Origin of the sequence: Lentzea indica, from assembly GCF_012184385.1 — a bacterium.
Classification (GTDB): Bacteria; Actinomycetota; Actinomycetes; order Mycobacteriales; family Pseudonocardiaceae; genus Lentzea; species Lentzea indica.
Genome location: NZ_VSRL01000266.1, coordinates 1 through 11,833, shown reverse-complemented (window position 1 = coordinate 11,833; position 11,833 = coordinate 1). Strand labels below are relative to the sequence as shown.

Genomic DNA, 11,833 nt, shown 5'->3' with positions numbered 1-11,833 from the left:
CCTGCGCAGACAGCGGTCCGGCCAGGCGCTCACCCGGCCGACGAGCACGGCCGTCCTCCGCCGGCCGGCGTGGGGACGGACCTCGCCGCGAACTTGGCGTGGTTGCAGCACGTCGCGAAAGGCCTCGGCTGGTCGGAGGACTGATTCCCGGGCCTGCTCGCGGTCGACCGGCACCGTCGATGGGCGGCGTCCTTCGTTCACGCTCTCCGACACTGGCGGAAGTGTCGTCTGCCTGACGCGAAACGGGGCCGTCCAACGTTGCGACGACCCCGTCTTTCAATTCACCTGAGTGCTTGCTTACAGGCCCGACTCCGAGGTGCGGACCAGGATCGCGCCGCACTCCTCGCACCGCACGACCTCGTCCGCCGCGGCCTCCTTGAGCTTCGACATGGCGCTGCGGTCCAGCTCGATCCGGCACGCGCCGCACCGGCGGGACTGAACGAGGGCCGCGCCGATGCCGCGCTGCTCGCGCTGGCGGTCGTAGAGCTTCAGCAGGTCGTCCGGGAAGCCCTTGGTCATCATCGAGCGGTCGGCGGTGCGCCTGGTCTCGGTGGATTCGAGGTCTGCGAGGGCCGTGTCACGCCGCCGCGCCGCGTCTTCGAGGGTCTCGCGGGACTTGTCGAGCGCGACGCGGGCGTAGGAGACGTCGGCTTCGACGGCCTCACGGCGTTCCATGAGTTCCAGGAGGTCGTCTTCGAGGATGCCCTGGCGGCGTTCGAGGGTGGCCAGCTCGTGTTCGAGGTCGGTGAGCTGCTTGGCGCCGACCGAGCCGGCCTGCATCAGCTTGCGGTCGCGCTCCTCGCGGGCGCGGACCTGGTCGATCTCGGTCTCCTGACGCTTCACGTCGCGGTCGAGGTCGGTGAGCGTCGTCTCGATGGCCACCAGCGCGTCCTGCTTCGCGCGCACCTGCCGCTCGGCCTCGGCGATCTCCGCGATTTCGGGCAGCGTGCGGCGACGGTGGGTGACACGCGCCAGTTCGGCGTCGACCTCGGCCAGGTCGAGCAGCCTGCGCTGCACTGCGGGATCGGCTTTCACGCATGTCCTCCTACTGCTGAGCTCGTCGCACCGACGGTCCACGGGTCGGTCCGGCGGGTGGAGACGAGTACCTCGACCCTACCGCCGAAGGCCTCACCCAGGATTCCCGCCGCCTGCTCGCACCACGGCCACTCGCTGGCCCAGTGCGCCACGTCCACCAACGCGGGTCCACCGGACTCGATGTGCTCGCTCGCCGGGTGGTGCCGCAGGTCGGCCGTCACGTAGGCGTCGACGCCCGCGCGTGCGACGGTGCCGAGGAAGCTGTCGCCGGCGCCACCGCACACCGCGACCCGCTTGATCAGGCGTTCCGGGTCACCTGCTGCCCGCACGCCCTGCACGGTCGCGGGCAACGCGTCGGCCACCCGCTGGGCGAAGACCCTCAGCGGCTCCGCCTCCGGCAGCTCGCCGATCCGGCCCGTCCCGGTGTCGCCAGGCAGATCGGCCATCTCCTGCAGCGTGAAGCCGGCATCTTCGTACGGGTGGGTGGCTCGCAACGCGGCCAGGACGGCGTTGCGGCGTGAGCGCGGCAGGACCAGCTCCAGCCGGGTGTCCTCGTGCCTGGTCAGCTCGCCGATCACACCGGCTCCCGCGTCGGTCAACGCCTTCAGCACCTGCTCCGCGCCCGGCACCGGCACGAAGGTCGTCAGCACGTCCAGCGGCGTGCGCGACGCGGCGTCGAGCGGCCCGGTGATCGTGAGCCCGATGGCCTCGGCCAGCGCGTCCGACACGCCAGGCAGAGCCGAATCCGCGTTGGTGTGCGCGCAATACAAGGCGGCACGGTTCCGGATCAGCTTGTGCACCAACGCACCCTTGGGGTCGTTGGCCGGAACACCGTTGACGCCGCGCAGAAGCAACGGGTGATGGGCGAGCACGAGCTGCGCGTCCCGTTCGACCGCTTCGTCCACAGTGGACGATGTCGGGTCCACGCAGACCAGTACGCGCGTGACCTCTTCATCCGGATCACCGCACACCAGTCCGACCGCGTCCCACTTCTCGGCGGTCTTCGGCGGATACGCGGACTCCAGCACCGCGATCACGTCTGCGAGCTTCACGCCAGTTCCTCCATCACTACCCGCAGCGCGTCCACGAACACCGCGAACTCCTCCGGCGGCCGGATCGCCACGCGCAGGTACGTGTCGTCGAGTCCGGGGAACGTGTCGCAGCGCCGTGCGGCGATCCCCTTGTCCCGCAACGCCTCCCGCGTACCTCTTGGCACCCTGACCAGCAGGAACGGCGCTCGCGGCGGCACGACGACCAGATCTTGGAGCTGCTCCAAGGCGTACGCGGCGTGCTCGGCGGCTTCCAGCGCGAACCGTGCCGAGGCTTCCAGCGCCTCCGGCGAGCAGCACGCGGTGATCGCTTCCAGCGTCAGGCTGCCGACGGGCCAGTGCGGACGGCCGTGCGCCAGCCGTTGGAGGATCTCCGGGTCACCGAGGAAGTAACCAGCGCGCAGCCCCGCGAGTCCCCACGTCTTCGTGAGACTGCGCAACACCAGCACGCCGGGGTCGTGCGCGAGCGACTCGGGCTCGCCGGGCACGGCGTCCATGAACGCCTCGTCGACGACGAGCAGGCCGGGCAGAGTCTTGAGCTTCGCGGCCTCGTGCAGCACCGACGTCGGGTTCGTCGGGTTGCCGATGACGGTCAGGTCGGCGTCCACGGAGGTCTCGGACAGCGTGAAGTCGCCGTCGAGCAGGACGTGTTCGACCGGAATTCCGGCGTCGCGGAACGCCACTTCGGGCTCGGTGAAGCCGGGATGCACGATCGCGGCACGGCGCGGCGCGAGCTTCGGCAGCAGCGCGAAGCCCTCGGCGGCACCGTTGAGCAGCAGAACCTCGTCCGGCGAGCGCCCGTGACGGCGTGCGACAGCCTCGCGAGCGCGTTGCTCAGCCAGTTTCGAGGGGTAGGAGCCAAGGCCGTCGAGCGCCGCGGCCAGCCGTTCGCGCAGCCAATCGGGCGGGCGCGGCACCCGCACGTTGACGGCGAAGTCTGCGAGGCCTGGTGCGGCGTCGACGTCACCGTGGTGGCGCAGGTCTGGGCTGGTCATCGCCTGGATTCTAGGCGACCAGCTCAGACGCCCGCGTCACTGCATGTAGCGGCGGAGCTCGGTGAGATGGCTGATCAGCTCGTCCAGCTGGAACGCGTCGAGCTGCGCAGACTCACCGGGCGGGGTGCGGAAGCAGACGCGCCCCTTCTCGTTGAGGTACACCTCGAACGCACGACGGCGCCCTAGAGCGTCGGTGCACCCGATGATCTCCCGTTGCGGGGGCACGTCGGTACCTGTCTGCATGGGCGGCCTCCATGTCGTTTGTCGGTACATCTTGCGACAGCGGTTGAGCGTTACCGTGTGGCGGTGAAGGTCGCCTTCGTCTGCACCGGCAACATCTGCCGGTCCCCCATGGCAGCGCTCGTCTTCCGAGAATGGCTGTTCCGGGAAGGATTGTCGTCTTTGGTCACCGTGTCCAGCGCGGGCACCGGTGGATGGCACGTCGGGGACCCCGCCGACCCGCGGGCGCTGAAGACGTTGGCGGACAACGGATATCCCACCGACCACGTGGCCGCGCAGGTGTCTGACCTGCACTTGGACGCCGATCTGCTGGTCGCACTCGACACCGGGCACGCTCGCGCTTTGCGCCGGATGGCGGATCCTGATCACGTCCGGTTGCTGCGCTCGTTCGATCCGGACGCCGATGGCGTGGACGTGCCGGATCCCTACTACGGCGACAACTCCGGGTTCACGGACGTGCTGGTCATGATCGAGGCGGCGATGCCGGGGCTGATCGCATGGGTTCGCGAGCGGCTTTGAGGACGAAACACCAGTCACCGCAGGCCACTGCCGCCGAGGCGGCGGGTCTGCGGTGGCTGCGTGTCGAGGGTGGTCCGCCGGTTCCGTTCGTGCACGAGGCGGTCGACGGCCGGCTGGTGATCGACGAGATCCCGCACGGCACGCCAAATCTTCAGGCAGCCGTGACCTTCGGCCGCCGTCTCGCCGTTCTGCACCTGGCCGGCGCTGAAGCGTTCGGTGCTCCACCACCCGGCGGCCCGCGCGAGGCCACCATCGGCATGGCGCCGATGATCAACGAACCCGCACCGTCGTGGCCGGAGTGGTTCGCCTCACAACGCATCCGGCCCTACGCGGAGCCGGCGGGCATCGACCTGGGCGAAGTCTGCGAGCGGATCGCCGATCTCGCAGGCCCGCCGGAACCTCCCGCGCGGCTGCACGGCGACCTGTGGAGCGGCAACGTGCTGTGGGGCGCCGACGGCCAGGTGTGGCTGATCGACCCGGCCGCACACGGCGGCCACCGCGAGAGCGACCTCGCGATGCTCCAGCTCTTCGGCTGCCCGTTCCTCGACCACGTCCTCGGCGCCTACCAGGAGATCGCGCCCCTGGCCGACGGCTGGCAGGCCCGCGTGCCGTTGCACCAGCTGTTCCCGCTGCTCGTGCACGCCGTGCTGTTCGGCGGCGGCTATCGGTCGGAAGCCTTGGCCGCGGCGCGTGCGGTTTTGCGAGGATGAGGTTCATGGACCTCACCGGGTGGACGTGGCTGAACGAGCCGCGCAAGTGGTCGACCGATCCCCTGACCGTGCACGCCGATCCGAACACCGACTTCTGGCGCGTCACCAGCAGCGGCGTCGTCCGTAACAACGGGCACCTCTACGGCGCGACGCTGGCCGGCGACTTCACCATCACCGCCACCTTCAGCGGCGAGTTCGCGGCGCAGTACGACCAGGCGGGCATCGGCCTGGTCATCGACGACGAGAACTGGGTCAAGGCCGGTGTCGAGCAGTTCGACGGCGAGTTGCGGGCCAGCACCGTCGTCACCCGCGGCTTCTCGGACTGGAGCCTGGTGACGGCGGGCGCGTTCGAGCGGTTCACCATCAGCGCGCAACGCGAGGGCAACGCCGTGTGGGTGAGGTACGGCCTTGACGGCGAGGAGCCGGCCACGCTGCTGCGCCACGCCTACTTCCCGCCGGAGGTCGAGGCCAAGGCCGGGATCATGGTGGCCAGCCCGGTGGGTGCGGGGTTCGCGACCCAGTTCCACGAGGTCCAGCTCACCCGATAGTGGCGTTGCGCTTGCTTCGAATACTGCGGATAATTCGAATAGCGGAAGGAAGGTGATCGATGAGTTCCGCAGCACTACGAGCTGTCCAGCCTGACGATGACGACGTTGTCACCGCTCATGCCGCGCTGACCACGGTCAAGGCTTATCTGCACAACCATCAGGACGACGACAGCGACGTCCGCGTCAGGGGTGAGGAGACCGACGACGTGCTGGTGCTGCCACGCGCCGCCGTCGAACTCCTGGCCCAGATCCTCGCCTACATGGCCGCTGGTCATGGCGTGTCCGTCGTGCCCGCTGACGCCGAACTGACCACGCAACAGGCCGCGGACTTGCTGAACGTGTCACGTCCGTACCTGATCGGCCTGCTCGAAGCAGGCGAGATCGAGTACCGCAAGGTGGGCAAGCACCGCCGCATCAAGGCTGTGTCACTGGTCGAATACATGCGCAACGACGACCAACGGCGGCGGCGAGCCGCAGACGAGTTGTCGGCGCTCACGCAAGAGATGGGCATGGCCTGAGTGAGTTTCGTCGTCCTCTACGACGCCAATGTCCTCTACCCGAGCACCCTGCGAGACCTGCTGATCCGAATCGCAGCGGCAGGTCTCGTTCAAGCCAAGTGGACAGAGCAGATCCTTGATGAGGTGTTCCGCAACCTCCGCAAGAGCAGGCCGGACCTCTCCGACGAGCAGCTCAGGCGCACGCGGTCCCTGATGCTCACCGCGATCCGCGACTGCCTGGTCACGGGTCGTGAGCCGCTGATTCCCGCGCTGGACCTGCCCGATCCGGACGATCGCCACGTGCTCGCGGCCGCGATCAGGGCTCGCGCGCAGGTGATCGTGACCAACAACCTCAAAGACTTCCCGGTGGAAGCGCTGCGGCAGTGGGACATCGATCCCAAGGACGCGGACGACTTCGTCTGCGACCAGATCGGACTCAACGCCAAGGTCGTGTGGAGCTGCGTCCACCAGATCGCGAACTCCTGGCGCAACCCTCCCGGCACGATCGGGGACGTCCTCGAGTCGCTCGAACGCTGTGGCCTGGTCCAGTCAGTGGCCGAACTCCGGGCGCTCTGAACAGTCATCTACCGTGAGAACGTGCGGTTCAAGTTCCTCCTCAAGCCGGGCTGGCTGGCGCTGACCCTGGCGGTCTGGGTGTTCGCGGGTGCCTGCATCTACTTCCTGTCGCCCTGGCAGTTCGGCCGCAACGACGAGCGCCAGGCGCAGAACGCCGCCATCACCAAGTCGCTGAAGAACCCACCGGTGCCGTTCGGCGAGCAGCACGACGAGTGGCAGAAGGTCGAGCTCAAGGGCCGTTACCTACCGGAACTGGAAGCGCTCGCACGTCTCCGCACCGTTCAGGGCGAGGCCGCGTTCGAGGTCATCACGCCGTTCAAGACCACCAGCGGCCAGACGATCCTCATCGACCGCGGGTACGTGAGGCCGATCAACGGCATCAAGCCGCCGAACTTCGCAGCGCCCCCCACCGACGAGGTCACCCTCGTCGGGCTGGCCAGGCCGAACGAGTCGAACGAGCAGCCCGCGTTCGAGCAGGACGGGCGCCGGCAGATCTACTCGATCAACAACAACGCCGTCGGGCCCGGCATCGAGCCCGGCTACTTCCAGCTGGTCGAGGGCCAGCCGGGTGTGCTGGACGCGCTGCCGTTGCCGAGGATCGAATCGGGGCCGTTCTTCTCCTACGCGCTGCAGTGGATCGCGTTCGGGGTCATGGCGGTCGGTGGCTGGCTGTACTTCACCATTCGCGAGGCACGGCCGGGTGGTGTGCTCAGCGAACGCCCCAAGAAGAAGTCGATCGCCGAGCTACTTGCGGAAGAGAGCGACGAAGGCACTGACGAGACCCGCGGAGAAGCCGACGACGCGGGACAGCTCCACCGCACGCGTCACGTGACCTGAGTCCGGGTTGCGGCCGTGGCCCATCACCGGGCGTTCCTCGACGCCGTGCGAGTAGACGGTGCGGCCGCCCAGCCGGATCTCCAGTGCACCGGCGAAGGCCGCCTCGACCTGACCCGCGTTGGGCGACGGGTGCGCTGAGGCGTCACGGCGCCAGGTCTCCAGCGCCTGCGAAGCCGATCCGCCGACCACCGGTGCGCCGCCGATCGTCAGCAACGCCGCCAGCCGCGAGGGCAGCAGGTTCAGAAGATCGTCCAAGCGTGCGGAAGCCCAGCCGAAACGCAGGTAGCGCGGGGACTTGTGGCCCACCATCGCGTCCAGCGTGTTGGCCGCGCGGTAGCCCACCAGCCCGGGAACGCCGAAGACCGCGCCCCAGAACAACGGCGCCACGACGGCGTCGGAGGTGTTCTCGGCCACGGACTCCACGGTCGCGCGCGCCAGGCCCATCGTGTCCAGGCGGGACGCGTCACGGCCGCACAGGTTGGGCAAACGCTCACGAGCGGATTCGAGATCACCCTCAGCGAGCTCACGGCCCATCGACGTGCCCTCGACGGCGAGCGAGTTGCCGCCGAGCACCGTCCAGGTCGCCAGACCGGTCGTCAACGCCTGCGCCAGCCAGTGGCGACGAGCGACGCGCTCCACCGCCACACCAAGCGCGACGGTCCCGCCGACCAGCACCGCTGAATACACGACGCCAGCGGCCTGGGAGTCCGCGTACACCCGCTTCTCAAGTGCCGCGGCAGAGTTTCCGAATGCCGCTACCGGGTGAAATCGGCGCGGGTCACCGAACACCGCGTCCGCCGCCACGCCCAGCAACAACCCCAACGCGCGCCCCGCGCCCACAGCATCCTCCCCAGGTCGACGTAGGCACGGTAGCGGCGCAGCACACCAGCGCGCGCATTAGGGTGGCCGGTCGTGGAGCACAAGCGGCTGAAGTTGTACGCCTATCTGGACGCGCGCGATCACCAGCGCACGTACCTGGCGATCATGCGGCTGTTCACCTCCACGCTGCTGGCCGACCTGTCTGCGGGCGAGGTCGCTGGAGCGCTGGCGGGGCTGGAGCGCGAGGGCAGGGTCGAGCAGGGCGAAAGCCGCATCGAGAACGTCATCAACCGCCTCAAGCAGCTGGTCGAGTGGGGAAACCTGGTCCAGGGCCGTCGCGAGGTGGTCGCGGCGAGCATCGCCGAGTTCCAGCACGGCAGCGTCCGGTACCAGGTCTCCAAGCTCGCCGTCCGCGTCCAGCGCGACGTCGACGAGCTGCTCAGGGTCCCGGAAGGCGCCCGCGAGGTCTCCCGCGAACTGCTGCCCGCCATCGAACGCGGCCTCAACGAGCTGGGCGGATCGCTGTCGGTCGCGCTGCTGAACGAGGGCGACAAGACCAAGGAGCTCCTCGCCGAGCGCGTCACGACCCTGTTCCTGCAGCACGCCGAGCTCGCGGCGACCGTCCGCGACTTCTACGCCTACCTCGGCCAGGTCGTGACGCGGAACCACCTCGCGCCGGACGAGATCGCGGGCTTCCGGAACCTGCTGGTCGAGTACATCCAGCGGGTCGTCGAGGACGTCCTGAAGTACACGCCGCCGATCGCGGAGGCCCTGGCCGGCTTCACGAAAGCGCGTGGTGAACTCCTCCGTCTCCTGGGCACCGATCTCGGCCACAACGTCGAACGCGCCCGCGGCCGCACGCCGGAGGACTGGCAGGAGCTGACGGACTGGTTCGTCGACCGTCCAGGCCGCCCGAGCCAGGTCACGGCACTGCGCGAAGCAACGGCCCGCGCGATCGGCAGCCTCCTGGCCAGCGTCAAGCGGGCGACGTCCGGTGGCGGCCTGCTGCCCGGCCGGCGCGCCGAACTGCTGAAGCTCGCGAGCTGGTTCGACAACTCGAGCCGCGAGGAAGCCCACGAGATCTACGCGGCCGCGTTCGGCCTCTACAGCGCGCGCCACCTCTCCCCAGCACCGGAACACGACTCGGACAACGAGCGGACGCCGTGGCGCGACGGCCCGGTCTGCGACGTCACGGTCAGCGTCAGAAGCAGGGGCGACCGGGGAGCGCGCGGCAGGCCGTCCAGGATCCTCGACGACCCGATGACCGAGCAGTCGCTGCTCGCGGAAGCCCGTGAGGCCGACGAGATCCGCGCCAGGCACGTCGCTGAACTGACCAAGGCCGCCGGAAACCTGGAGAACGCCTCGCTCACGCACGGCGCGTTGGAGGTCTTCTGCGAGCTGCTGACGCTCGCGATGGCTCAGCGAGACTCTCCGCACGACAGCGGATCGGCCAGCGACCCCGTGCGCGGCCTCAAACTCGAGATCGCCCACGGCACCACGACGCAGATCAGGTCCGCCGCCGGGACGCTCACCCTGCACGACGCGACGGTGGCACTGAAGCAATGAACCACTTCGACAACCTTTCCGACATCGACGCCGCCAACGTGGTGCGGTGCGCGCGAACGTTGCTGCGCAGGCCTTTGCTGCGGTCGGACGGCCCGGACGGCGAACTGCTCAGCCTCGTCTACCGGCACCGCGCGGTGTTGCAGGACCTGTTCGCGAGCCTGCTCGGCTACCGGCTGGTGGTGGAACGCCGCTTCGCGCGCCTCTACAAGTCCGGTCCCGGCCACGACGACACCCGTGGCGTGCTCAGCATGTCCCCGCGCGGCTACGCCTACCTGGCCCTCACCCTCGCCGTGCTCACGGGCATCGGCCGCCAGACGCTGCTGTCGCGGCTCGTCGCGGACATCCGCTCCGCCGCGGTGGAAGCGGGCATCGACGCACCGGACGACGTCACCGAGCGACGCGCCCTCACCGCGGCCCTGCGCCACCTCGTTTCCCTTGGTGTGCTGCAGGAAACCGAAGGCTCGGTCGCGCAGGACATGCTGCCGCAGGAAGCCCTGATCACCATCGACACGGACCTGCTCGGCCAGCTCGTCACGGGCCCGGTCGGTGAAGCCAGGAGTCCTGCTCACCTCGTCGAACTGGCGGCCCGCCCCGGCCCGCGCGGTATCGAGCACGCGGTGCGCCGCAAGCTCGTGGAGACACCGCTGGTGCTCTACGCGGACCTGCCGGACGACCAGGCCGAGTGGCTGAGGCGCAACCAGCGCAAGGAAACCGCGTTGCTGGAGCAGGCGTTCGGCCTCCACACCGAGTGCCGGGTCGAGGGCGTGCTCGCCGCCGACCCCGAGGACTTCCTGACAGACCTGTCGTTCCCAGGCGTCTCGACAGTCGCGCGCATCACGTTGCTCGCGCTGCCCGACCTCGTCGAGAGCGAGTCGGAAGACCCGCCCGCGCGGCACGTCGTTTCCACAGAACGGATCCACGAGGTCTGCGCCGGTCTGGTCGAGGACTACCCTGCCGCGTGGTCGAAGCAGTTCACCGACGACCTCGACCGGCTGGTCGCCGAGGTGACGGAGTTGTTGCGCCGCATGGGTCTCGCGGTGCCGGCGGAAGACGGCGCGTGGTCGATCAGCGCGGCGGCGAACCGCTGGCTGCCTTCGCCCGACGGCGATCCCGACCGTGAACAACCGGAACCCGTTGTGGTGCCCGAAGTACCGAGCTGGTCCCTGTTCGACGAGGAGAACGTTTCATGAGCAGGTGGCGGCTGCACCGCGGCGGCGTGGTCAACATCTGGCAGTACACCGAGCAGACGTTCGACTTCTCCGGTGGCCGCGCGATCTTCCAGGGCACCAACGGTTCCGGCAAGTCCCGCACGCTGGAGCTGCTGCTCCCGCTGTGCCTGGACGGTGACCTGCGCCAGCTCGGCTCGAAGGGCTTCGACACGGTCAGCATCCGGCGCCTGATGCTGGACGACTACGACGGCGGCCCGAACCGCATCGGCTACGCCTGGATCGAGCTGATCCGCGAAGCGGCCGACCACTCGGGCAACGAGTACCTGACGTGCGGCCTCGGCGTGAAGGCGTCGAAGACCTCGCAGGCGATCACGGACTCGTGGCGCTTCGTCACGCCCATGCGCGTCGGCACGGAACTGCAGCTCGCAGGTCCTGAGCGGGTTCCGCACGGTCCGGCGCAGCTCAGAGACCTGATCGGCGCGGACTGCATGTTCGAGGAGCCGGCGTTCCGCGCGAAGATCGCCGAGACCGTCTACGGCGTTCCGTCCGCGCGGTACGGCGACCTGCTGCACCTCCAGCGGACGCTGCGCAACCCGGACGTCGGTCTGAAGGTGCTGGAAGGCCAGCTCGAACAGATCCTCAGCGACGCACTGCCGCCGCTGGACCAGACGATGGTCGAGCAGCTCGCGACGTCGTTCGACGACCTGGAGTCGATCCGCGAGAACATCGTGCGACTGTCCTCTGCGGACAGTGCACTGTCGACGTTCCTCAAGACCTACAGCGACTACGCGTTCGGCGGGCTTCGAAGCGCTGCCGAACGGCTGGAGTCCGCCGAGAAGTCGGTGACGAAGCTGCAGCGCGAGCAGTCGAAGCTCACGCAGGAGCTGGACGTCACGCGGATGGAGCGCGCGGCGGCCGAGCAGGCACTTGTCGACATGGAGACCGGCGAGCAACAGGCCGAGGAGACCATCGCGGCCCTGAAGGAACTGCCCGCGTTCCGCGACCTGCAGGACCTCAAGACGCGCGAGAACCTGGTGGCGGAGAAGCGTTCCTCCGCGGTCGCCGCCCTGGAGACCGCGCACCGCCAGCGCGCCCAGGAAGACGCGTCCGTCGACAACGTGCTGCGGCTGCTGCGCCGTCTCGCCGAAGACCTGTCCGCGGCGGACGCGTTGAGCGACCCGTTGCGCGAGAACCTGCGCCTGGCGGGATGGACGCCGACCTCGGCACCGGACGTGCCGCAGGTCCCGGCCGCCGAGGCCTCGGGTCGACCACG

General features: G+C 69.0%; 13 protein-coding genes and 1 pseudogene. 9 read left to right on the top strand and 5 right to left on the bottom strand.

What is annotated here, in order from left to right:
- Nucleotides 1-297 precede the first annotated feature (297 nt).
- From FXN61_RS40815 to FXN61_RS40800, 4 genes are read right to left on the bottom strand one after another with little or no spacing between them, the layout of a single operon-like run.
- On the bottom strand, nucleotides 298-1,035 hold the full coding sequence (locus FXN61_RS40815) for a zinc ribbon domain-containing protein (RefSeq protein WP_167979226.1): 738 nt from the start codon (nucleotides 1,033-1,035) through the stop codon (nucleotides 298-300).
- On the bottom strand, nucleotides 1,032-2,087 hold the full coding sequence (locus FXN61_RS40810; RefSeq protein ID WP_167979225.1) for a Nif3-like dinuclear metal center hexameric protein: 1,056 nt from the start codon (nucleotides 2,085-2,087) through the stop codon (nucleotides 1,032-1,034). Before FXN61_RS40810 ends, FXN61_RS40815 begins: the two co-directional genes overlap by 4 nt.
- A complete protein-coding gene (cobC, locus tag FXN61_RS40805) occupies nucleotides 2,084-3,079 on the bottom strand; it encodes an Rv2231c family histidinol phosphate aminotransferase CobC (protein ID WP_167979224.1) in 996 nt (331 codons plus the stop codon). Before cobC ends, FXN61_RS40810 begins: the two co-directional genes overlap by 4 nt.
- A gap of 36 nt (nucleotides 3,080-3,115) precedes the next feature.
- A complete protein-coding gene (locus FXN61_RS40800) occupies nucleotides 3,116-3,322 on the bottom strand; it encodes a hypothetical protein (RefSeq protein WP_030472678.1) in 207 nt (68 codons plus the stop codon).
- A gap of 63 nt (nucleotides 3,323-3,385) precedes the next feature.
- Here FXN61_RS40800 and FXN61_RS40795 point away from each other — a divergent pair, with 63 nt between their 5' ends.
- The 6 genes from FXN61_RS40795 to FXN61_RS40770 are packed head-to-tail and all read left to right on the top strand — an operon-like array spanning nucleotide 3,386 to nucleotide 7,006.
- Nucleotides 3,386-3,838, top strand: a complete 453-nt coding sequence (locus FXN61_RS40795; RefSeq protein ID WP_167979223.1) for a low molecular weight protein-tyrosine-phosphatase — start codon at nucleotides 3,386-3,388, stop codon at nucleotides 3,836-3,838.
- The gene (locus FXN61_RS40790) at nucleotides 3,817-4,548 is read left to right on the top strand and encodes a fructosamine kinase family protein (RefSeq protein ID WP_167979222.1); all 732 of its coding nucleotides are present in this window, start codon (nucleotides 3,817-3,819) and stop codon (nucleotides 4,546-4,548) included. Before FXN61_RS40795 ends, FXN61_RS40790 begins: the two co-directional genes overlap by 22 nt.
- A gap of 5 nt (nucleotides 4,549-4,553) precedes the next feature.
- Entirely contained in the window at nucleotides 4,554-5,096 is a 543-nt protein-coding gene (locus FXN61_RS40785; protein WP_246292768.1) for a DUF1349 domain-containing protein, read from the top strand.
- A 59-nt stretch (nucleotides 5,097-5,155) separates the two neighbouring features.
- Entirely contained in the window at nucleotides 5,156-5,614 is a 459-nt protein-coding gene (locus FXN61_RS40780) for a helix-turn-helix domain-containing protein (RefSeq protein ID WP_167979220.1), read from the top strand.
- The gene (locus FXN61_RS40775; RefSeq protein WP_167979219.1) at nucleotides 5,615-6,169 is read left to right on the top strand and encodes a PIN domain-containing protein; all 555 of its coding nucleotides are present in this window, start codon (nucleotides 5,615-5,617) and stop codon (nucleotides 6,167-6,169) included.
- A gap of 21 nt (nucleotides 6,170-6,190) precedes the next feature.
- A complete protein-coding gene (locus FXN61_RS40770) occupies nucleotides 6,191-7,006 on the top strand; it encodes an SURF1 family cytochrome oxidase biogenesis protein (protein ID WP_167979218.1) in 816 nt (271 codons plus the stop codon).
- On the opposite strand, the gene FXN61_RS40765 is transcribed toward FXN61_RS40770, so the two are convergent.
- Entirely contained in the window at nucleotides 6,914-7,846 is a 933-nt protein-coding gene (locus FXN61_RS40765; protein ID WP_167979217.1) for a cobalamin biosynthesis protein, read from the bottom strand. The genes FXN61_RS40770 and FXN61_RS40765 overlap by 93 nt on opposite strands.
- Nucleotides 7,847-7,918: 72 nt before the next feature.
- Here FXN61_RS40765 and FXN61_RS40760 point away from each other — a divergent pair, with 72 nt between their 5' ends.
- From FXN61_RS40760 to FXN61_RS40750, 3 genes and pseudogenes are all read left to right on the top strand, one after another.
- Nucleotides 7,919-9,391, top strand: coding sequence for a DUF2397 domain-containing protein (locus tag FXN61_RS40760; protein WP_167979216.1), 1,473 nt, complete (start codon nucleotides 7,919-7,921; stop codon nucleotides 9,389-9,391).
- On the top strand, nucleotides 9,388-10,581 hold the full coding sequence (locus FXN61_RS40755) for a TIGR02678 family protein (RefSeq protein WP_167979215.1): 1,194 nt from the start codon (nucleotides 9,388-9,390) through the stop codon (nucleotides 10,579-10,581). The genes FXN61_RS40760 and FXN61_RS40755 overlap by 4 nt, the downstream gene beginning before the upstream one ends.
- A pseudogene (locus FXN61_RS40750) lies at nucleotides 10,578-11,833 on the top strand (TIGR02680 family protein); the annotation flags it as partial. The gene FXN61_RS40755 and the pseudogene FXN61_RS40750, both read left to right, overlap by 4 nt.